20 protein-coding genes and 1 pseudogene are annotated in these 19,402 nt (G+C 62.9%); 9 read left to right on the top strand and 12 right to left on the bottom strand.

Going from position 1 to position 19,402, the window contains the following annotated elements; all coding sequences use genetic code 11:
- Window positions 1–136: 136 nt before the first annotated feature.
- A complete protein-coding gene (gene mdh, locus MAMT_RS09260; protein ID WP_142660752.1) occupies window positions 137–1,063 on the top strand; it encodes a malate dehydrogenase in 927 nt (308 codons plus the stop codon).
- Between the two features lie 43 nt (window positions 1,064–1,106).
- Here mdh and MAMT_RS09255 read toward each other — a convergent pair whose 3' ends face one another.
- Both MAMT_RS09255 and MAMT_RS09250 read right to left on the bottom strand, forming a co-directional pair.
- On the bottom strand, window positions 1,107–1,466 hold the full coding sequence (locus MAMT_RS09255) for a type II toxin-antitoxin system RelE family toxin (RefSeq protein ID WP_142660751.1): 360 nt from the start codon (window positions 1,464–1,466) through the stop codon (window positions 1,107–1,109).
- Window positions 1,463–2,809 (bottom strand): exo-beta-N-acetylmuramidase NamZ family protein, encoded by a 1,347-nt coding sequence (locus MAMT_RS09250; protein WP_142660750.1) that lies wholly within the window; start codon window positions 2,807–2,809, stop codon window positions 1,463–1,465. Before MAMT_RS09250 ends, MAMT_RS09255 begins: the two co-directional genes overlap by 4 nt.
- Before the next feature lie 200 nt (window positions 2,810–3,009).
- Here MAMT_RS09250 and MAMT_RS09245 point away from each other — a divergent pair.
- Window positions 3,010–3,983, top strand: a pseudogene (locus MAMT_RS09245) (Mrp/NBP35 family ATP-binding protein).
- 252 nt (window positions 3,984–4,235) lie between these two features.
- Window positions 4,236–4,457 (top strand): DUF4032 domain-containing protein, encoded by a 222-nt coding sequence (locus MAMT_RS09240; RefSeq protein ID WP_178087052.1) that lies wholly within the window; start codon window positions 4,236–4,238, stop codon window positions 4,455–4,457.
- A gap of 13 nt (window positions 4,458–4,470) precedes the next feature.
- Here the strand turns inward: MAMT_RS09240 and MAMT_RS09235 are convergent, their stop codons facing one another.
- Together MAMT_RS09235 and MAMT_RS09230 are read right to left on the bottom strand one after the other, a co-directional pair.
- Complete coding sequence (locus tag MAMT_RS09235; protein WP_142660748.1) at window positions 4,471–5,655, bottom strand: ankyrin repeat domain-containing protein; 1,185 nt, start codon at window positions 5,653–5,655, stop codon at window positions 4,471–4,473.
- 22 nt (window positions 5,656–5,677) lie between these two features.
- A complete protein-coding gene (locus MAMT_RS09230; RefSeq protein ID WP_142660747.1) occupies window positions 5,678–6,238 on the bottom strand; it encodes a DUF4337 family protein in 561 nt (186 codons plus the stop codon).
- Between the two features lie 268 nt (window positions 6,239–6,506).
- Between MAMT_RS09230 and MAMT_RS11465 the strand changes: the two genes are divergently transcribed.
- The gene (locus MAMT_RS11465) at window positions 6,507–6,671 is read left to right on the top strand and encodes a hypothetical protein (RefSeq protein WP_178087051.1); all 165 of its coding nucleotides are present in this window, start codon (window positions 6,507–6,509) and stop codon (window positions 6,669–6,671) included.
- Window positions 6,672–6,682: 11 nt separating this feature from the next.
- Here MAMT_RS11465 and MAMT_RS09225 read toward each other — a convergent pair whose 3' ends face one another.
- Genes MAMT_RS09225 through MAMT_RS09215 form a run of 3 tightly spaced genes read right to left on the bottom strand, consistent with a single transcriptional unit; the run spans window position 6,683 to window position 9,673 of the window.
- Window positions 6,683–8,074: a glycerate kinase type-2 family protein gene (locus tag MAMT_RS09225; RefSeq protein WP_142660746.1), complete on the bottom strand. Its 1,392-nt coding sequence runs from the start codon at window positions 8,072–8,074 to the stop codon at window positions 6,683–6,685.
- Window positions 8,071–8,862: an ABC transporter permease gene (locus MAMT_RS09220; protein WP_142660745.1), complete on the bottom strand. Its 792-nt coding sequence runs from the start codon at window positions 8,860–8,862 to the stop codon at window positions 8,071–8,073. The genes MAMT_RS09225 and MAMT_RS09220 overlap by 4 nt, the downstream gene beginning before the upstream one ends.
- A gap of 4 nt (window positions 8,863–8,866) precedes the next feature.
- On the bottom strand, window positions 8,867–9,673 hold the full coding sequence (locus MAMT_RS09215; RefSeq protein ID WP_142660744.1) for an ABC transporter ATP-binding protein: 807 nt from the start codon (window positions 9,671–9,673) through the stop codon (window positions 8,867–8,869).
- Window positions 9,674–9,782: 109 nt separating this feature from the next.
- Here MAMT_RS09215 and glgP point away from each other — a divergent pair, with 109 nt between their 5' ends.
- Complete coding sequence (glgP, locus tag MAMT_RS09210; protein WP_142660743.1) at window positions 9,783–12,308, top strand: alpha-glucan family phosphorylase; 2,526 nt, start codon at window positions 9,783–9,785, stop codon at window positions 12,306–12,308.
- A 9-nt stretch (window positions 12,309–12,317) separates the two neighbouring features.
- Here the strand turns inward: glgP and mscL are convergent, their stop codons facing one another.
- On the bottom strand, window positions 12,318–12,716 hold the full coding sequence (mscL, locus tag MAMT_RS09205; RefSeq protein ID WP_142660742.1) for a large-conductance mechanosensitive channel protein MscL: 399 nt from the start codon (window positions 12,714–12,716) through the stop codon (window positions 12,318–12,320).
- A gap of 166 nt (window positions 12,717–12,882) precedes the next feature.
- Between mscL and MAMT_RS09200 the strand changes: the two genes are divergently transcribed.
- From MAMT_RS09200 to MAMT_RS09185, 4 genes are read left to right on the top strand one after another with little or no spacing between them, the layout of a single operon-like run.
- Window positions 12,883–14,025 carry an ABC transporter permease gene (locus tag MAMT_RS09200; RefSeq protein WP_142660741.1) on the top strand — a complete coding sequence of 381 codons (1,143 nt, stop codon included), beginning with the start codon at window positions 12,883–12,885 and terminating at the stop codon, window positions 14,023–14,025.
- Window positions 14,022–14,810: an ABC transporter ATP-binding protein gene (locus tag MAMT_RS09195; RefSeq protein WP_142660740.1), complete on the top strand. Its 789-nt coding sequence runs from the start codon at window positions 14,022–14,024 to the stop codon at window positions 14,808–14,810. The genes MAMT_RS09200 and MAMT_RS09195 overlap by 4 nt, the downstream gene beginning before the upstream one ends.
- On the top strand, window positions 14,800–15,612 hold the full coding sequence (locus tag MAMT_RS09190) for an MlaD family protein (RefSeq protein WP_178087050.1): 813 nt from the start codon (window positions 14,800–14,802) through the stop codon (window positions 15,610–15,612). The genes MAMT_RS09195 and MAMT_RS09190 overlap by 11 nt, the downstream gene beginning before the upstream one ends.
- A complete protein-coding gene (locus tag MAMT_RS09185; protein WP_142660738.1) occupies window positions 15,609–16,298 on the top strand; it encodes an ABC-type transport auxiliary lipoprotein family protein in 690 nt (229 codons plus the stop codon). The genes MAMT_RS09190 and MAMT_RS09185 overlap by 4 nt, the downstream gene beginning before the upstream one ends.
- Here the strand turns inward: MAMT_RS09185 and MAMT_RS09180 are convergent.
- The 4 genes from MAMT_RS09180 to MAMT_RS09165 form a co-directional block, all read right to left on the bottom strand.
- Window positions 16,295–17,515, bottom strand: a complete 1,221-nt coding sequence (locus tag MAMT_RS09180; RefSeq protein WP_142660737.1) for an NnrS family protein — start codon at window positions 17,513–17,515, stop codon at window positions 16,295–16,297. The genes MAMT_RS09185 and MAMT_RS09180 overlap by 4 nt on opposite strands.
- A 118-nt stretch (window positions 17,516–17,633) precedes the next feature.
- On the bottom strand, window positions 17,634–17,996 hold the full coding sequence (locus tag MAMT_RS09175) for a hypothetical protein (protein ID WP_142660736.1): 363 nt from the start codon (window positions 17,994–17,996) through the stop codon (window positions 17,634–17,636).
- Window positions 17,993–18,292, bottom strand: coding sequence for a hypothetical protein (locus tag MAMT_RS09170; RefSeq protein WP_142660735.1), 300 nt, complete (start codon window positions 18,290–18,292; stop codon window positions 17,993–17,995). Before MAMT_RS09170 ends, MAMT_RS09175 begins: the two co-directional genes overlap by 4 nt.
- Window positions 18,289–19,402, bottom strand: a 1,114-nt coding sequence (locus MAMT_RS09165; RefSeq protein ID WP_142660734.1) for a cbb3-type cytochrome c oxidase subunit I, incomplete at its 5' end; no start/stop codon positions are given. The genes MAMT_RS09170 and MAMT_RS09165, both read right to left, overlap by 4 nt.

Raw genomic sequence — 19,402 nt, 5'->3', positions numbered from 1 at the left:
TGCAGGTTTGCGCCGCCGTCCGCGATCCGCAGCTTGTCAGGCCGTCCTCTGATTCCCTAGAATCCCGAGCGTGGGAGCGTCACTCCGAGCAGAAAGTCTTCCCCAAGGGGATTGAGCAGACCGGAAACAAAATATTATGAAGATCGCAGTCATCGGAGCGGGATTTGTCGGCGCGACCACGGCCCAGCGCCTCGTGGAGAGAAACTTGGGCGAAGTCGTTCTCTACGACATCGTCGAGGGCCTTCCCCAAGGAAAGGCGCTCGACATGATGGAGTCCGCTCCCATCTGGGGATTCGAGTCCCGCGTGCTCGGAACCAACGATCCAAAGGATCTTTCCGGAGCGGAGATGGTCGTCATCGCCAGCGGAATGGCTCGCCAGCCCGGGATGAGCCGCGACGATCTCCTGGAGAGGAATGCGGGTATCGTGGCTTCGGTTGCCGACCTGGTCCACGAGCATGCGCACCAGGCGATGGTCATCGTCGTGACCAATCCGGTCGATGCTCTCACCCATCTTGTCGCGGCGAAGGTGGGCACGCCCAAGGATCGCATCTTCGGGATGGGAGGCATTCTCGACTCGGCGCGCTTCCGGCACTTCATCGCAACCGAGATGGGAGTCGCTCAGGCGGACGTGGATGCGATGGTCCTTGGCGGCCACGGAGACGACATGGTTCCCTTGCCGCGGTTCGCGACGGTCAACGGCGTCTCGATCGAAACCCTGCTCTCTGCGGACCAGATTCAGAAGCTCGTGGCGCGAACGCGGGATGGAGGGGCCGAGATCGTCCGGTATCTCAAAAAGGGCAGCGCCTACTACGCCCCCGCCGCTGCCATCGCCCAAATGGTCGAAAGCGTGGTGCGCGACCAAAAGCGGCTGCTTCCCTGCTCGGTCTGGTGCAGCGGGCAATATGGCATTACGGGTCAGTTCGTCGGATTGCCGGTCATTCTCGGTCGATCGGGTGTGGAGAAAATCGTCGAGCTACCCCTCAGCGCGGCCGAGCTCAAGGAACTGCAGGGGAGCAGCGCCCACGTAGCCGCGAAGGTAGCCAAGCTGCAGATCGCCGCTTGAGCTGGTCTCGTGCGCTCTTGGTCACGGCGCACGAAGCAGGACGTTAAGGCTCTCGCCCGTCAATCATCCGCCAAAAGGCGGCGCTCTTTTCCAGCTCCTCGTCTTCCGCCAAGGGCAGGTTGCTCCGAAAGAGAAAGTCGGCGAGGGTGTTTTTGTGCAAGATCCGGTAGACCTGCACGCCACTCTCCTGAACCGCAAAATAGATGCGGTAATCTCGGCAGCGGAAGCGGCGAAGCTGCCGTCCTTCCCGCTCGAGCGTTCCGAGCTTTTCCGAGCTTCCTCCTTCCAACTCCCGGGGGAGCACCTCGAATTCGGCGAGTACCTGAAGCTGGATGTCCTTGGGAAGCGCCGCGATCTCCCCAAGGCTCGCTTTGCTGAAGACGATCTGGAAGGGCTTGCTCATGGCTCCTTTCGGTTGGCGGGTACGGGTTGTGCCTTGGGGATAGCCCCTTCCCCCGGCTGACCCTCGCTCCCCATCTCACCTAGGGGAGGATGACCAGCGGCTTCCGGATAGAGAAGATATTTTTTCCGCCGCGTTCGGTACTCCTCGAGGTAGGACTCCCAGCTCTCCCACAGCTCCTTGATGGACTTCCCCTGCTGGAGCGTCAGCCGTACGGCATCCCCGCCGCAGAGCTTATCGAACATCAGACCATTGTCCGATGGCATGCCGGCGATTGGATTTCCGTTGAGAGCCTTGTTCACCTCTTCCAAGAGTGTGAGAGCCGTCGGGATGAGCGGCACCCGTCGCGGATCGCGCAAATGGATCTGAAGGCCACCGAAGATCTTGCCCCGCCCTTCCTTGCCGAACAGCCGGTACCAGGTCGGACGAAAGACGACTCCCGCGATGCGGGACCGACTCATGGCTCGAACGAAACCATAGGGATCGAGATCCGGAGAGCCGACCAGAGCGAAGGGCAGCGGGGTGCCGACTCCGTTGTTGACCCCGCTGGCCTCTCCGAGCAGCCCCGTGAGAACGTAGAAGAAGGCGCTCTGGGGCTCGGGAATATTGGGAGAGGGTGGAATCCAGAGAAGCCCCGTATCCTCCCAGATCATCTCCCTGCGCCATCCGTTCATGGGGATCACCGTAAGTGCAGGGCGCTTGCTGATCCACTGCTCTCCGGAGATCATCTTCGCCAACTCTCCAGCGGTCAGCCCATAGACGTAAGGAACGTCCCACTCGCCGACAAAGGAACGAAAACGAGAGTCGAGCGGCATGCCTTCACACCGCACACCCCCGAGTGGATTGGGCCGATCGAGCACAAAAAACTCCTTGCCGTTTTCCGCGGCCGCCTCCATCGCCAATCCGAGCGTGCTGATGTAAGTGTAGCTCCGGCAGCCGATATCCTGAACATCATAGACCAGCGCATCGAGGTCCCGAAGCATCTCGGGCGTGGGTTTCCTCGTCTCTCCAAAGAGGGAGTAGATCGGCAGCCCGGTCCGTGGATCCGGAACGGAGGCAACCTTTTCTCCCGCCCAGGACGTTCCGTAGAGGCCATGCTCGGGAGCAAGAATCGCCGTCAGACGCACTCCCGGGGCGTGGAGCAGAAGATCCAGGGTCGATGCTCCGTGCTTGTTGACTCCCGAAGCGTTTGTGATCAACCCCACTCGTTTGCCTTGGAGTTCGCGGAATTGCCGCTCTGCCAAGACATCCACGCCCAAATCGACCGGAGCCGCGGCTTGCAACGCTTGGAGGAAAAGCGATATTAAAAAAAAGAAGCCGCACCAAAAGCCGATGAATCGCGTCATATGCCGGTAAGAAGCAGGGCCTTTCATACGAGCTTGCCCCGCTCCGGGTCAATGGCCTTCCCCGACCGGGCTTCTTCCCTACGCTCCCTTCTGCCCGCACGGCTTGCCTTCTCATCCTAGATCTTATGCCGGAATCTCTTACAACCGAAGCGGTCCGCCAGGAACTCCGAAAGGTCAAATACCCCGGCTTCAGCCGGGACATCGTCTCCTTCGGCCTCGTCAAGGAGGTCTCCGTCGCGGACGGGACGGTTTCCCTCAGGCTGGAGATGACGACGGCCGATCCCCAAGTGCCCGCGCAGATCGAGCAACAGGTGCGGGAACGGCTTGCCCGGCTTCCCGGTGTCGCACGGGTGGAGGTCGCCATCGCCCCGTCCGGATCCCAACCCGCCGCACGGGCACGGGAGGCCGCTCCCTCTTCGATCCGCCATATCGTTGCGGTAGCCAGCGGGAAGGGCGGGGTGGGGAAGTCCACGGTCGCCGCCAATCTGGCAGTCGCCCTCCAGAAAGAAGGCGCAAAAGCGGCGGGCCTCTGCGACTGCGACATCTACGGACCGAGCATTCCCCTGATGCTCGGTACCCGGGAATCCCCCCAGATCACTTCGGAGCAGCGCCTTGTCCCGATCGAACGGTTCGGTTTGCGGATCATGAGCATGGGGCTCTTGCTCGACTCCGACCAACCCGCGGTCCTCCGCGGTCCCATGGTGACCCGCTACACGCAAGAATTTCTTCGAAACGTGGATTGGGGCGATCTCGACGTCCTCGTCCTCGACCTTCCGCCGGGAACCGGGGACATTCAGTTGACGATCGTCCAAACCGTGCGCCTCTCGGGAGCCGTGGTCGTGACCACGCCGCAGGAGGTCGCCTTGATCGACGCGCGAAAGGCGGTCGGCATGTTCGGAAAGGTCAACGTTCCGCTGCTCGGCATCCTGGAAAACATGAGCTACTTTCTCTGCCCCAACGACCAAAACCGCTACGACATCTTCGGGGCGGGCGGAGGGAGAGGGAAGCCGAGCGGATTGGCGTGCCCTTTCTCGGGGAGATCCCCTTGGAGATCGCGATTCGGGAATCGGGCGACCTGGGTGTTCCCATCGTCCTTGCGGAGCCCGATCGCCCCTCGAGCCGAGCCTTTCGGGATGCGGCAAAGAAACTCCTTGACACCCTTTTTCGATCGTAGTTCTCATCAAAAACCTAATTTGGCGCCGGGAAGGCCTGTCGCCTTCTCTTGTGATCGGGAGCACGAGGAGATCGAGGAATTGGATGGCGAGGATCGACGCAGGATTACGAAAATGCACGAGATTAAGCCTTTCCCCCAAGGCACCATGGCTCGGCTGGGCAGAGCTTCCCTCCTTCCCAATCCTCATCCGAGGGCTTTGACGTGAGGCGCCTAGCGTTTACGAGCCCACGAGGAAGGATTGCTGTCCGAACCATGGAACGCGCCTTTGCCGAAGATTCGTCCCCGCGGGAAGGGGAATCGTTGTTCATGAACTCCGCCCTCTATCGAGAATACCTGGAGGAGCGCAAAGAGATCCTGAAACACAAATGGCTGGAGAGCGAGAAGCAGGGCCGCGATATCGGCTTTGAGAAGGCACTTCTCGACTGGATTCTCCACCACCGCGCGGGCTGGCGCGAACGGCGTCGCCTCGAATAGCCCCATCGCGGCTTCAAGGGCTCTCGTCCAGCAGCTTCATCAGGGTCGGATCTTGCAGGCGGCGAGCCATTTCCGCTGCCGATTCCCCGGCACTGTTTTTGTCCATGTGCGCGTCGGCTCCGTGCTCCAGGAGAAGCTTCGCCATCCCTGCGTCACGCCGCTCCACCGCAATCATTAACGGCGTCATTCCGTTGCGATCGAGCACATTGGGGCCGGCCCCCTGGTTCAGTAAGAAGGCGGCGGCTCGCGGATAGCCCAGCGCCGCACACCGATGCAGAAGGGTCTGCCCCGTATCCGCGGCAGTATTGATCCCCACGCCGTGCTTGAGAAAGCTCTGGAGCATCCCAACGATCGCCTCCTCGTCGCCCGAGGAAGGAAGAGCGGCGACCAGGAGGGAAGCCTGATGAGCCGGTTCGGCGGCGTAACGATCGACCAGGAGCGCCGCCAGCCGGGGATCGTGGCGGGTCGCTTCCACGAGCGCCGAATCGGAGCCCCCGTAATCAATGGGATAGCGCGGCTCGGAGCCGAGGATTCGCTCCAGGTTCGCCTGCGAATGGGCCGCAATGGCCTCCCGCAGGGCGGAGAGGGTTTTCCGCCGCCGGCTGCCCTCGCGCTCGGCTTCCGCTCCCTCCCTGGCCCCCTCGTCGGCGATTCCCGAGGCCTCCCCTTCCCCCGGTCCCCACGCGATCCTTATCTGGCGCCCTGAGATCTCCTGGGGGAAGACCGCCGCAGCCATCTCGGCGAGTCCGACGGTACCCGTCGCCGTCACCTCCGATCCCCCAAAATGGCCCCATCCGTCCGGAAGAGAACCGGGCCGAATCAGGAAAAAAGAGAGCTTCTGGCGGCGGAAGTAGGGTGCCCGCGAGCCGACCAGATCGTTGTAATAGGAGAGATAGGCTTCTCGCAAAAGCCGGTCGATCGTTTCCCGAGGTCCCAGTCCCTCGGAAGCGGAAGGGAGGAGGAAAAGGCAGGCGATGTCGCTTTCCCCCGGCTCCTTGCTCTTCGCCAGCGCAGCATCCTGAAAGCCGACGATATCGGGCGAGCGGTGCAGAAAGATCCAGCGCCCGCCTTGCGGGAAATTCCGCGCCTCCCCGGAATCAGCGGCCCCCGCCGAGGCGGGGCTCCCCGCCAGCCAGAAGCCGGCGACGATTCCCCAGATCCAACGGCCTACCCATGCCCTTCCCGGTCCTCGATCCATTTCTTCTGCCTCGCCTTGCTCCTTACCGGGATCCCGAGAGGAAGAGGATGACTCCGCCCACCGCGATCGCCAGAGAGACTACCCAGGCGCTCTTCCTCTTGACCAAGGCGGCAAGCGACGCGACAGCCGTTGCCAACTGCAGGAGCACGCCGGCCGTTCGGAGAAGATGATGCCGATGAAACGCCCGATCGCTCTCGGCCAGACGAGCGGCCACTTCCCTTTCCCACGCCTCGGCTCGCTGTTTGCCCACAGTCTTCTCTTGCTCGTAACGCTTGCTTTCCTGGGTAAAGAGCGGGTCCGCCTTGAGCTGATTTGCCACCCGGTAGAGGCTTTCCCGGAGCGCCTTCCCTTGGAAATAGCCCCAGGCATCGGTCGCCTTGTCCTGAAGGAGCACGGCTTCGTTGCGCATCAGGATCGCCTTCGTCACCTCCTCTTCCGCCATGGAGCTCACGACCGTCCCCAGCACCGCCATCAGGATGATCGAGAAGGAGAGATAGAGAAGCCATTTCTCCTCCCTCTGGGCCTCCCGGAGCGTATCGAGTACGACCTCCCGGGTCTTTTCCTCCAAGGTCTCGTTCTCCACGATAGAAACGCGCGCCTTTCCCGTCTATTTCAGCCGACCAGCCGAGATTCTCGCCCGCAAATTAGGCAAGAAGCCATACAAAAGCCATGTCGAAGCACGTCCATCCTCCCGCTCCAGCTTTGCACCATTCCGAGATCCGCCTCCCTACCGATAGAAGAAACAGCAATATATTTTTTGCTGGACGCTTTCATTCGCACCGCTTATAAGACCAATCATGTCGCGAGTTCATAAAGTTTCAAGCGAATCACCGACATAAACGGAGACTATTATGTTGATTAATGTAATTGCCGCGTTGGCGACTGGGGTGGCAACCTCCTGTGGTCTCTTGCTCCTCTTTCTTCTGTTCGGGGGCTGGATCGTGGCTCTCGGCGCCGCCGCCGCTTTCAGCTGGTTGCGGGGCGATCATCCAGAGGCCCCGGCGCTTCCCGAATAGCGCGGATCTCTCTACTCGGCCAACAGGAGGCTGAAGTCGTTGACGTTCGTGCCGGTCGGCCCGGTGCGTAACAAGCCCCCCACGGCCTGAAAGAAGGCGAGGGAATTGTTCGCCGCCAGAAGGCCATCCGGATCGAGGCCCGCGGCCTCAGCACTCTTCCAGCTCTCCCCGTCGACCACGGCTCCTCCCACTCCGCTACTGCCGTCCACTCCATCGCTCGCCAAGGAGGCGAGCAAGACCCCCTCGAGCCCGACCAGCCGCGAGGCGGCGCCGAGGGCGAGCTCCAAATTCCGTCCTCCCCTCCCCTTTCCTGCGATCCGAACCGTGGTCTCGCCGGCGGCCAGGAGGGCAGAGGGGCGTGGGAGCGGGCGACCGTGCAGGGCCTCTTCCCGAAGAATATTCCCAAGCACGAGCCCGGCCTGCGACGCTTCTCCTTGGAGCGTGCTTGTGAGGCAGGCGGCGGCAAAGCCTTGGGCCTGAGCCGAACGCAGGATTGCCGCAATCGCCTCTTGCGCGCTGCCGACGCAGAGAGTCTCCCCCCGCGCAAAGAGCGGGTGGCCGGCTTTCGGAGTCTCCGGGAGCTTGCCGGCGCGCCCAGCCGCCAGCCGGGCGCGCACCGCGGCAGGGATTCGATCGAGAATCCGCCTCCGCTCCAGGATGCGCCATGCATCGGCAAAGCGAGAGGGATCGGGCATCGTCGGGCCGGAACCAACCGCCTCCAGCCGATCTCCGACGACATCGGAGAGGATCAAGCCGAGAAAGCGGGCCGAAGGGGCGAGGAGCGGAACTCCGCCACCCTTGAGGAGCTCAAGATGCTTGCGAACCGCGTTGATCTCCTCGATCGCGGCTCCGCTTTCGAGCAGGAGCCGGGTCGTCTCCCGAAGATCGGTGAGGCCGAGTCCCTCCGCCGGCAGGCTCCAGAGCGCGGAAGCCCCTCCGGAGAGAGCGACGAGCACGAGATCTCCGGATCGCGCCCCTCGCAGCAGCCGGGCCGCCTCCTCCCCACATGCCCGGCTGGCTTCGTCCGGAAGCGGATGGCCCGCCTCCCGCACCGGGAGGGAGAGCGGGGGAGCGGCCGTCCCCGCCGGCACGGTCACGAGTCCGCCCCCGATCCACCCATCCAGGATCTCCTCGAGCGCCGCCGCCATCCCGCCCGCTGCCTTCCCTACGGCGAGCAAGAGCACCCTCCCGCCTTCCAGTCGATATTCCCTCCCGCCGACCCAGAGGCTCGCGCCCTCTCTGCGGACCGATCGCCGGACCGCTTCCCCCGGGTCGACGGCCCGAAGGCCGCTTTCGAGCATCCTCAAGGCGGCGGCGGCGAGACCCCTCCGGGCGAGCTCCGGGCGCCCGCCCTCCAGTGCAATGCGGATCATCTGCTTTTCCATCTGATCGACGCCGGTCATTGGGTGCCGATTTTCACGAGCAGCCCCTTCTCTCGGGCGGCGGCGAAGAGAAGGGCGAACAAGCTGCCGGCCAGAACCAGATAAACGAGGTTGAGCAGCGTCGCATAAACGAGGTGATTCCAGGCGAAGCCGCCCCGGAGAGCAAGACGCATCCCTTCGAAGACGTGGGTCGCCGGGATGCTCCAGGCCACGGGTTGCAGCCAGGAGGGCAGAGCGCTCACCGGATAGAAGACGGCGGAGAAAGGCTGGATCGCAAAAGGAACGGCCCAGGCGATCCCTTCCGCGGCCTGTCCCCAGCGCAGAAGGAGAGCGGTCGTAGCGATTCCCAGCGCCCAACCCGTCAAGAGCAGGTTGACGAAAAGCGGAAAGAGCGTCGGCCCTACGGCGAGCAGGTTAAACCGGTAGAGGAAAAAGGCAAGCGCGGTCAAGTAGAGTCCGACCACTAAGGTCTTCAGGATCCCCACGACACAGGTCGCTCCCACGAACTCCGTGACCCGCACTGGAGCGGTGAAGAGATTGAGGAGGTTGCGCGACCAGACATCCTCCAGGAACGAGAGCGTAATCCCCTGCTGGGAGCGATAGAGGATATCCCAAAAGATCACCGCTCCCACCAGGAAGGCGACTCCGGAGGGAAGCTCCCGCCCAGGCTGCTCCAGGTAGAGGGTCAGGAAGCCCCAGACCAGCAGGTCGATGGCCGGCCAGAAGAAGACCTCGAGAAGCCGGATGGCACTCCTCCGATAGACATAGTTGTAGCGGAGGACCAGAGCCCAGATGCGCCGAAGATTCATCGCCTCAACCTCCACCCGTCCCGGGCAACCTCGGCGACAGCTCCTCCGGTCCCCCTTCGTTCGCCACGGGCAGACTCCCGCTCCCCTCCCGAGACAACTGGATGAAGAGCGTTTCCAGGTCGTCGCAGCGGAAGTTCCGAAGAATTTCCACCGGGCTTCCTTCGGCGAGCAGGCGGCCCCTCCGAAGAAAGAGGACCCGGTCGCAAACCGCTTCGATATCCCGCATGTTGTGGGAGGTGTAGAGCACGGCGATTCCCCGCTCGCTCTGGAGACGGCGCAGGAGACGGCGCACTTTGTCCGCGATGTCGGGATCGAGCCCCGCCGTCGGCTCGTCCAGGAGCAGAAGCTCAGGATTGTTGAGCAGCGCCTTGCAGAGGCTCACCCGCGTCGCCTCCCCTGCGGAGAGCCTCCCCGCCACCTGGTCGACCAGGTGCGCGATCTCCAGCTCCGCCAAGAGCCTCGCAATCTTTTCCTTCGGCCGGGCGACCTCGTAGAGGCGGGCAAAGACCATCAGGTTCTCCCGGACGGTCAGGTTGGCAGGGAGAAGGGCATAGGCGGAGGCGAAGTTCACCCGCTGGAGAACCCGGATCCGTTTTTGAGGCATCGGCAGGCCGAAGATCGCGATTCTCCCCGAGGTCGGAGTGGTCAATCCGAGGAGAAGATGGACGACGGTCGTCTTTCCCGCCCCGTTGGGTCCCAAAAGCCCGAGCGCCTCTCCTCGATTCAGGGCAAAGGAGAGTCCGCTCACGACCGGCCGGTCGCGCGAGAACTCCTTGCGCAACTCCTCCACCACCACGACGGCTTCGCTCATTCGCTCTTTTGGGCTCTCCTCCCTGGATCATCTTCGCAGAAAGGAGGGGAAAAGGAAACGAGCGCTATTTCTGTCGCCTTGTCCGCTCAGAAACGATAAAAAGGCCGGCATGGCCCTCACCCACTACTTCGCTCGCCCGCTGCCTCTCGAGCTTGCCGGACTGGAGGAACTTGCCGCCGATCTGCTCTGGCTCTCCAACACCGGGTCCAAACAGATCTGGCAGATGATGGATGCCGGACTATGGGATGCCACCTCCAATCCCTGGTTCCTTCTGGAGAGCGTCTCGGAGACCCGCTTGGAACATCTCCGCGGGAATCCCGTCTTTTTGCAGGAGCTGCGGAATCAGCTCGAGAAGAGGAAAACCTACTTGGAGTGCCCGACCTGGTTCGACACGACCCATAGCCTCCATGGACTCGGCCACGTGGCCTACTTCAGCATGGAGTTCGGCTTGAGCGAAGCGCTGCCGATCTATTCGGGAGGCTTGGGCATCCTCGCGGGGGATTACCTCAAGGCGGCCAGCGACCTGGGCGTCCCGGTGGTCGGCGTAGGGCTCCTCTATCAGCAGGGATACTTCCGTCAAGGGATCACCGGCGATGGTCACCAGGTCGAGTATTACCCCTTTAATGACCCCACGCTCCTTCCGGTCATCCCGGTTCGGGATGCCGACGGGGAGTGGCTTCGCATCGCTCTCACCCTGCCGGGGCGTCCCCTCGTCCTGCGCGTCTGGCAAGCGACCGTCGGACGGGTCCCGCTCTACCTGCTCGACAGCAACGACCCGGTCAACAGCCCGGCCGACCGCCCGATCACGGGATCGCTCTACGGCGGCAACCCGGAAATGCGCCTGCTTCAGGAAATTGCCCTCGGGATCGGAGGATGGCGCGCGCTTCAGGCGCTCGGCATCGACTGCCACATCTGCCACCTGAACGAAGGCCATGCGGCCTTGGCCGTCCTCGAACGCGCCCGCGCCTTTGCCAAGCAGGCCAGCCAGCCCTTTGCCGTCGCTCTCCGAGCGACCAGGGCGGGCAATCTCTTCACCACCCACACGCCGGTGCCCGCAGGGTTCGACCGCTTCTCTCCCGATCTCATCCACCACTATTTGACCGATTTCGCCCGCGATTGCGGGATCTCGGTCGACGAGATCCTTCGCCTCGGCCAAGAACGGGGCGGTGCCGATGAGCCGCTCAACATGGCCTATCTCGCGATCCGGGGATCGGCTGCCGTCAATGGGGTGAGCCGTCTCCACGGCGACGTCAGCCGCCGCATCTTCCAATCGCTCTTCCCCCGGTGGCCGCAAGCGGAAGTACCGGTAGGCTATGTCACCAACGGCATCCACGTTCCGACGTGGCACTCCGCCGAATCCGATGCGCTCTGGGCGCAAAGCTGCGGACCCAATCGCTGGCGGCAGCCCACCGAGAAGCTCGAAGACCAGTACCGGCAGACAAACGACCTCGATCTCTGGGAGTTCCGGGCCAAGAGCCGGATGAGGCTCATCCTGGCGATCCGCAAGCGAAGGAAATGCCACTGCTCGATGCTCGGAAAGACGTCGCATGAGATGGCCACCTGCTGCTCCTGCGTCTTCGAGCCGAACACGCTGACCCTCGGCTTCGCCCGGCGGTTTGCCACCTACAAACGCCCCGCCCTCCTTCTCCAGGATCCGAACCGGCTGCTACGGATTCTCTCCAACCCGGCGGCGCCGATGCAGCTGGTCATTGCCGGAAAGGCGCATCCCGCCGATGGTTTCGGCAAGGAGCTGATTCGTCGTTGGAACGCCTTCGCCGAACAACCGGAGACAAACGGCCGCATCCTTTTCCTCGACGATTACGACATGCAGATGGCCAAGGAGCTCGTCTCCGGCGTCGATCTCTGGATCAACAATCCGAGACGGCCCTGGGAGGCGAGTGGAACCAGCGGCATGAAGCTCCTGGCCAACGGCGGCCTCAACCTTTCGGAGCTCGACGGCTGGTGGGCGGAAGCCTACTCCCCGGAGGTGGGCTGGGCCTTGGGCGATGGCCAAGAGCACGGAGAGGATCCGGCCTGGGATGCAGCCGAGGCGGAGCAGCTCTACCGGCTCCTGGAGCAGGAGGTCGCTCCCGCCTTCTACGATCGCGACCCCCGCGGGATTCCCACACAATGGGTTGCCAAGCTGCGCGAGAGCGTCGCTCAGCTCACCGGGCGTTTTTCCGCCAACCGGATGGTCCGCCAGTATACGGAGCAGTACTACCACCCGCTCAACGCCTCCTTCCAGAAGCGTTCCGCCAAGAACGGCGCGCGCGCCGGGGAGATCGAGGAGCAGCTGCAGGAGATCGCTTATCATTGGAAGGAGGTCCGCTTCGGCCCCCTCTCCTTCGACTCCGCGGAAACCGAACTGCGGTTCTGCGTGCCGGTCTACTTGGACGAACTCTCGCCGCAGTGGGTCCAGATTGATCTCTACGCGGAGCCCCGCAGCCCCGAAGAGTCGCCGGTCTGCCTACCGATGGTACGGTCCGAACCGCTGGCCGGAGCACTCAACGCCTTTCTCTATCGGGTTTCGGTTCCGACGGGAAGACCGGCGGCCGACTATACTCCGCGCGCCAGACCCTTTCACCCCGAACTCTTCGTCCCGCTCGAAGCCCACCAGATCCTCTGGTATGCCTGAAGGCAGCGGCTACGCGGCCGCGGAGCCGGATCCCCCTTCCGCGGGCGGGTTTGCCGGGTTCGGGGTCGAGCGGCTCGCGCTGAGCTTCGTCATGGCCTTGACGGCCAGAAAGACACTCCAGGCTATGACGAAAAACTGGATGAGGGCGTTGAAAAACTGCCCGTAGCGGATCGCTACCTCGGGGCTGACCACCTTTCCCCCCGCAGTGACCGCCGGCTTGAGCACCCAGAGGAGATCCTTGAAATCGACCCCCCCGATCGCAATCCCCAGGGGCGGCATGATCAGGTCGTTCACCATCGAATCGACGATCTTGTTGAAGGCGGTTCCCACGACCACGCCCACCGCCATGTCGATCGCGTTCCCCTTGAGCGCAAATTGCTTAAATTCCGCGATCAGTTGGACCGCCATTCTCCCTCCTTGTCCGGCAGGTAGTTCGCAACTCTCTTCTTGACAAGCTCTTTTTTCTTTACGCCTCCGCGTCTCGCTCCGCTATCCCATTGGTCCGGATGGCACTACGCCTTCCGCTCGTTTTTCTTCTCTTTGACTCCCCCCAGCCTGATATACGATCCACCCCGTGGCGCAGAAAGCCTTGTCCAATCCGCAGGATCTCTTGCGTTTCGAGATCGTTCCGGAGGGTTCGGACACGGTACGGCTGCGGCTCACGGGCCCGCTGGATGCGACAAGCGTTTCCCGTTTCTGGAGGCCCATTGAGCAGAGCCTGGGGAAGCTCCGCTTTCAGCGCCTGCAGATCGAGGCAACCGAGGTCACCCGGTGGGATAGCGCAGGAGTGGCCTTTGTCCACGAGCTCCGTCGGGAAGCCGAGGGACGCTTCCGAGCCGAAGCACAGATCGAAGGACTTCCTCCCGAATGGGAGCGGTCTCTGGAACCCCCGGCCTCGACCGTAGGAAGGAAACCGGCAGAGGAACCGGCGGGCCTTATCGGGACGATCGGGCAGACAGCCATCGAAGAAGCGACTCTTCTGGTCGACGCCTTGGCGTTTCTCGGCCGACTGACGAAGGGGCTCGGAGCAGCATTCCATCCACGCCTCTTCCGGCCGCGGGAGTTCCTGCGGATCTTCGAGTCGGCAGGGGTCGACGCACTCCCGATCGTCTCCCTGATCAGCTTTCTGATCGGTCTGGTCATCGCCTTCGAATCGGCCCGACCTCTGGCTACCTTCGGCGCCCAGATCTTCATCGCGAACATGATCGGCCTGCTCATGGTCCGGGAGATGGGTCCCATCATGACCGCCATTCTCCTGGCCGGTCGCTCCGGCTCGGCCTTTGCCGCCGAATTGGGCACCATGAAGGTCAACGAGGAGCTCGACGCCCTCCGGACGATGGGCATCGATCCGATCCGCTTTCTGGTCATTCAGCGGGTGATCGCCGGGATGATCGTCACCCCCCTCTTGACGATCTATTCGATCTTTGTCGGCATCCTGGGAGGGGTTCTCGTGATGATCGGCCTCGGCTATCCTTTGGAGGCGATCTACCACCAGATGGATGGCGCCGTCCAGATCCACGACATCTTGGTGGGTGTCTCGAAGGCAGCCGTCTTCGGCCTGCTGATCTCGGCCAGCGGCTGCTTCCTTGGCCTGCGCACGCGGCAAGGACCGGCGGCAGTGGGCGCCTCGGCTACCGGAGCCGTCGTGAGCGGCATTCTCCTGATCATCGTCGCCGACAGCGTCTTCTCGGTCATCCTCTATCTGCTCAATCTATGATCGCGTCGTCCGATCCGATCATCCAAATCCGCGGCCTGCGGGCAGGATATGGAGAAACCGTCATCCTGGATCAGATCTCCTTTTCGGTGAACTGCGGAGAGATCTTCGCCATCCTGGGCGGCTCCGGCTCGGGAAAGAGCACACTGCTCAAACATATCATCGGACTCTATCCTCCTCGGGCCGGGGAAGTGCTCATCGAGGGCAAGAACCTCGTGACGCTCGAGGGCCGGGAACGGACCCAACTCCTCCAGCGATTCGGCGTGATGTACCAGAACGGAGCTCTCTTCGGATCGATGACCGTTCGGGAAAACGTTCGGGTTCCCTTGGATGTCTTCACCAATCTTCCGCTCAAGATCCGGAACGCGATCGTGGACGCCAAGCTGGCCCAGGTCGACCTTTTAGCTGCGGCCGAAAAGTTACCCTCGGAGCTCAGCGGCGGCATGCGCAAGCGAGCCGCCATCGCGCGGGCCATGGCGCTCGACCCCGCAATCGTCTTCCTCGACGAGCCTTCGGCGGGCCTCGATCCGGTCAGCTCGGCCGATTTGGACAATCTGATCAAAAGACTTGCCAAGGAGTTCACCATCACCTTTGTAATGGTCACCCATGAGTTGGAGAGCATCTTCAGCATCGCCGACCGCGTCATCCTCCTCGATGGCCGGACCAAGGGAATCCTCGCCGAGGGAGATCCAAGAACCTTGCGGGACACCTCGACGAACCCGTTAGTCCAGCACTTCTTCCGCCGAGAAGGCAAATCCCCGGAATTCGCCGAAAATCGTGAACCGTAAGGTCAAGGACATCAAGATCGGCCTCTTTGTGCTCGTCTCCGCCGCTCTCCTTGTCGCAGGGCTGCTCGCCTTCGGGTTGCGCGATCTCTTCGTCAAGCACGACTACATTGAGACCTACGTTGCCGGAGGAGTGACGGGCTTATCGGTGGGCTCTCCGATCCTGCTCGACGGGGTACCGATCGGCAAGGTCACCGAAATCACCTTCAGTTGGCTCGCCTATCCGCCGCATCGCGAACACCTTGTCGTCGTCGTCGGCGAAGTCAACTCCGGCGTGGCGCAGGGAAAGACCCGGGAGGAACAGGAAAGGAACCTGCAAGAGGCGATCGACCATGGCATGCGGGCACGGATTCAAGGTCAAGGCATTACCGGGACCAGTGTGGTCGCTCTCGAGTATGTGAATCCGAAGCGCTTTCCGCCGCTCTCCGTCCCCTGGGAACCGAAGCACTACTACATCCCTTCGGCTCCGGGGCAGTTCAAAGACATCGTCCAAGAGGTGGAGACACTGCTCCAAAAGCTGGGCGCCGTCGACTTCCCGGCCCTGGGAGCCAGTGCTAACGGACTCCTGGGAGAACTCCGCCACACCAACGAACAGATCAAGATCCTCCTCGACGAGACGACCACGACCTTAGCCTCGGGCAACCTCCCGCAGCTCTTCGAGACGACCGACCGGACACTGTTGCAAGTTCGCGACACCTCGGCCGCCATGAGCGAGATGATCCAGGACCTCCGGCGGTATCCGGCGGGCTTCCTCTTCGGTCAACCCCCTCCTCGGTCCCCGAGCCTGCAAGGATCGAACCGATGATAGGTGGCAAGGACGCCTGTCGCCGGTTTTTCTTCCTCGCACTCTGCCTTCCCCTTTTCGGCTGCGTGAGCCGTCCGACGCGCCTCCCCTCGGAAACCTTCGACTTCGCTCCTTCCACCGGCTCTTCCGTGAAGGAGGGAGATTCCCGCCCCGCCATCGTACTCCGCTCCGTCCGCGTGGTCGCCGCATTTGCCGGCGAGGATTTCGTCTACCGCGCTACGGACTACCGCTACGAACGGGACCCCTACGCCCACTTCCTCTCTTCTCCCGAGCTACTGATCCGCACCGCGGTCAGCGATAATCTCCAAGCCTCGGGTCTCTTCCAAACCGTGGCCGGCGCAGGGAGCGCGATCCTGACCCATACCTTCGCGGAAATTTCCGTCCGGCAGCTCTACGGAGATTTCCGTCCCGGCCGACCGCCGGCGGCAGTGATCGCTCTACGCTTTCTCCTGATCGAGTCTCCGCGGGGAACCCCTCTCTGGGAACGGACCATCGTCCGCCGCGTCCCGATCGGGGAGCGGAGCGCCTCGGCCCTCATGCTCGGCTGGAACACGGGTCTCCGCCAGATCCTCGCTGAAGCCGCCCCCTTGCTGGCCAAGCAGATCCGGGAGGCGGACCAAGCGGCGGAACAAGCAGCCAAGCCGACAGGCCACAAGCCGGCACCGCCTTCTCCACCCAAGAGCTAATCCTCGACGTCGGGACAGCGCACCTTGGGCAGGACCGCCCAAGCCCACAACACGAGCGCTCCCAGCCAGAAAAGGGAAGCCCCCGAAAGAAGAAGATCCCGCCTTGCCGGTACCAGGTCCGCCGCAATGCGGAGGAGGATGGCGCCCAAGATCCAGGCCATCGCTTGGGAGAGCGGCCGATATCGGCCCGCCAGCAGCTCCCCTCTCCCGCTGAAGCCCAGGATGACCCGTGCCCCCACGGTCAGGATAAGCAGGCCGGCACCTCCCAGGAAGAAGAGATGGAGCCAGGCCGCCCGGAGCGGCAAGGAGAGGGAACCGAGCAGGAGCCCGAGAACCGACAGGAGAAGGGAGAGGCGGGCGCAGCCGGCGACCGTCCCGCGAGAGAAGAGTTCTCGCGAAGCCGGAATCGCGTAGAGGAGATAGCCGACCAGGGTGCCGGCCCGGAGGAGTCCTCCTCCCAAAGGGGCCCCCGCCGCCTCCCAGACAAAGCTGATCAGGAGCAAGAGGGCGGCGGCGAGGGCGGCGAGTGCCCGACCGATCCAGGCTCGCGTGGGACTCCTCCCCTCCGGCAGGCTCTCCCGGCTGGGCAAGCCGTAGAAGCGCGGGAGGATGAAGGCGCCGACTCCCAGGATCGGCAGAAGCGGCAACCCCTGGTAGAGCAGAAGGAGCCCAAGCTGGCGCAGCTCCGGGGAAAGCGTAAGGCCCATCCGTTCGCTCGACTCGACCAGTGCCCCGGCCGCTGCGCCCAAGACGCCAGAAAGAGCAAGAACAAAGCTCGGCGGTGGATTGTCTTTCCGACTGGGAAACCGGCTTGCCAACCTCCCGAGGAAAAAGAGCAGGGTGATCCCGAAAAGCCCGTCCCCCCACCCGGCTACCCCGAAGAAGTGGAGCAGCCCGACCGCGAGAAGCGCCCCGGCGAAGGAGACCGTTTCCCAAAGCGCGAACGCCCGGACTTCCAGGAGCCGAGGCACCGAGGTCCCCAGAAAACCGAGGACAAAGCTACCGACAAAGCCCTCGACAAGGAGCCGCGGATGGCTGATCGGCGGAGGCGCCCAAGCCACTCCCCACAAAAAAAAGAGCGGCCAGACCGCCACCCCCACTGCTCCGAGGAGGATCCCCAAGGGAAAGAGGATCCGGTAGGGCTCCCGGGCGCCGAGGCCGATCCACTCGCCCCAAGGCAGAGGCTTTGTCCCCGAAGGCTCGGTGTCTTTCGTCATCCCGCCCTCTGCTTACCAGGATCGGCTCCTTCGGAAGCTGACTCCAGCCGGGACCCGTGGTCGCCTACCCCAATGTTCGCCCAAGGCAGAGGCAGCAAAAGGAGATGGCGGTATCGGTTCATCGTGACCCGTCCTGTTTCGCGGGGGAATCCGGACTCCCCTCGCCTGGCCGATAGAGAGCGCCCCAGAGAGCGACAACGGAGAGAAGGACTCCCGCCCAAAGCTCGATCCAAAAGGCGAAGAGCTCCGACGAAACCCAAGGCCGTCCGACCCCGAGCGCCAAAAGCGCCAGTCCCGCCCCCATGCTTGTTCGCACGCTCCACCGCATCGATCCTTTCCGTCCCGCGAGGGCTGCGGCCCCGATCGCAACCAGTCCTGAGAGCGCAACGAGCCAGCCCCGCCGAAGGAATAGGTCTGGATTCAGCACGGCCACCGCCGTCACCCAGATGCCGAGAAGGGTGTTCCCGAGGTTCCCGATCATGGCTTCCCTTTCTTTTTCGTATGCAAGCGCTCCAGGGCCGACCAAGCCAAGGGAGGAACGACGCCGTAGCCGAGCAGGCTCGCCACCAAAAAGAGCTTCCAACCTAGATGCAGGGTGCTCGCCCGCAGCAGCACGAGGCAGACGCTCGCCTGAAGCCCAAAGAAGATCCATCCAATGGATAAGAGAAACCAGGAACGGCTCAGCTTCCCCATTGCAAAGAAGCTGCCATAAGCTCCACCCGCCAGGGCAAAGACCCCGAGAAGAAGAGAGGCGAAGAGAAGCTCTTCAGGCTTCATCCGGACGCCTCCTTCCGAACTGGGATTTCCGGCGCTCTCCTTCCCTTCCCGATCTTCCAGAAGTCATAGAGCAGAACGAAATACCCGAGGGCGAAGACCAACCCGAAAAGGACCCGCGCTTGCAATCCTTCCCTCATCCATCGGTTGGCTTGCGCCGTGAGAAAGGCCTGAAAGGTCGAGCCCCCGATCGCCCGCTCGTAGAATGCCTGCGACATCCCGGCGATCAAAAGCGCGCTCGACATCCCCACTAGCCCAATGTTGAGCAGGGCAAAGGCCCACTTCCACGCTTGGCTTTCGAAATCGCCTCTGCCGGCGCGGATCTTCTGCAGAACAAGATAGATCACCGAAATGACGGCGCAGCCATAAGCGCCCCAGAAAGCAAAATGGCTATGGGAAGCGGTCCATTGGGTGCCATGCGCAAAGAGGTTAATCTGCGGCAGGGTCATCATGAAGCCCCAGACTCCGGCGCCCAGGAAATTCCCGAAAGCCTCGGCCAGCAGCCAGGCAAAGGCGGGGCGGTTGAGGATCTGATGTCGATGAGCTCCCGCATCATAGATCGCGTGAATCACCATGCCCAGAAGCGGCAGTGGCTCCAGAGCCGAGAAAAAGCCGCCGATCCCAAGCCAATAGGAGGGTGTGCCGATCCAAAAATAGTGGTGGCCGAGCCCCAGGATCCCGGTGCCGAGAACCATGGCGACCTCCACGTAAAGCCAGGATTCGACGATCGCTCGCGAAGCGCCGAGCAGATGGAGGAGCGACCAAGCCAGGACGCAACCAATGAAAACCTCCCAGGTGGCCTCGACCCAGAGGTGAATCAGCCACCACCACCAGAAGAGATCCTTCGACAGGTTCGGCTCGGCGGAAAAGGCGTTGAGAAAGAGAACGATCAAGGGGATCAGATCGGCAATCAGCACCGCGAGAATGCCCGTCATCCGCCGGGCGCGCAGGGCGGTCGCCACCACGTTGACCCCGAAAAGAACGAGCACGGCGGCGATCAAGACGCAGGCCCACCGAGGCGCCTCCACAAACTTTCTCCCTTGATTGATCAGCCAGAGGCTCGCAGCACTGGTTCCTCCGTACTGGACAAAAATCAGCGTGGCCGCAACCGCG

Source organism: Methylacidimicrobium tartarophylax (assembly GCF_902143375.2).
GTDB classification, from domain to species: Bacteria; Verrucomicrobiota; Verrucomicrobiia; order Methylacidiphilales; family Methylacidiphilaceae; genus Methylacidimicrobium; species Methylacidimicrobium tartarophylax.
The sequence above is the reverse complement of the archived record's forward strand: the minus strand, read 5'-3'. Positions and strand labels throughout refer to the sequence as shown.

Bases quoted from the DNA above. Each gene is read 5' to 3' on its own strand.
- MAMT_RS09255 (WP_142660751.1), bottom strand. From the start codon at position 1,466: ATGAGCAAGCCCTTCCAGATCGTCTTCAGCAAAGCGAGCCTTGGGGAG.
- MAMT_RS09225 (WP_142660746.1), bottom strand. From the start codon at position 8,074: ATGACCGGCGTCGATCAGATGGAAAAGCAGATGATCCGCATTGCACTG.
- mscL (WP_142660742.1), bottom strand. From the start codon at position 12,716: ATGGCGGTCCAACTGATCGCGGAATTTAAGCAATTTGCGCTCAAGGGG.
- MAMT_RS09195 (WP_142660740.1), top strand. From the start codon at position 14,022: ATGATCGCGTCGTCCGATCCGATCATCCAAATCCGCGGCCTGCGGGCA.
- MAMT_RS09180 (WP_142660737.1), bottom strand. From the start codon at position 17,515: ATGACGAAAGACACCGAGCCTTCGGGGACAAAGCCTCTGCCTTGGGGC.
- MAMT_RS09240 (WP_178087052.1), top strand. From the start codon at position 4,236: ATGGAACGCGCCTTTGCCGAAGATTCGTCCCCGCGGGAAGGGGAATCG.
- MAMT_RS09185 (WP_142660738.1), top strand. From the start codon at position 15,609: ATGATAGGTGGCAAGGACGCCTGTCGCCGGTTTTTCTTCCTCGCACTC.
- MAMT_RS09175 (WP_142660736.1), bottom strand. From the start codon at position 17,996: ATGATCGGGAACCTCGGGAACACCCTTCTCGGCATCTGGGTGACGGCG.
- MAMT_RS11465 (WP_178087051.1), top strand. From the start codon at position 6,507: ATGTTGATTAATGTAATTGCCGCGTTGGCGACTGGGGTGGCAACCTCC.
- MAMT_RS09235 (WP_142660748.1), bottom strand. From the start codon at position 5,655: ATGGATCGAGGACCGGGAAGGGCATGGGTAGGCCGTTGGATCTGGGGA.
- MAMT_RS09250 (WP_142660750.1), bottom strand. From the start codon at position 2,809: ATGACGCGATTCATCGGCTTTTGGTGCGGCTTCTTTTTTTTAATATCG.
- MAMT_RS09170 (WP_142660735.1), bottom strand. From the start codon at position 18,292: ATGAAGCCTGAAGAGCTTCTCTTCGCCTCTCTTCTTCTCGGGGTCTTT.
- MAMT_RS09220 (WP_142660745.1), bottom strand. From the start codon at position 8,862: ATGAATCTTCGGCGCATCTGGGCTCTGGTCCTCCGCTACAACTATGTC.
- glgP (WP_142660743.1), top strand. From the start codon at position 9,783: ATGGCCCTCACCCACTACTTCGCTCGCCCGCTGCCTCTCGAGCTTGCC.
- mdh (WP_142660752.1), top strand. From the start codon at position 137: ATGAAGATCGCAGTCATCGGAGCGGGATTTGTCGGCGCGACCACGGCC.
- MAMT_RS09215 (WP_142660744.1), bottom strand. From the start codon at position 9,673: ATGAGCGAAGCCGTCGTGGTGGTGGAGGAGTTGCGCAAGGAGTTCTCG.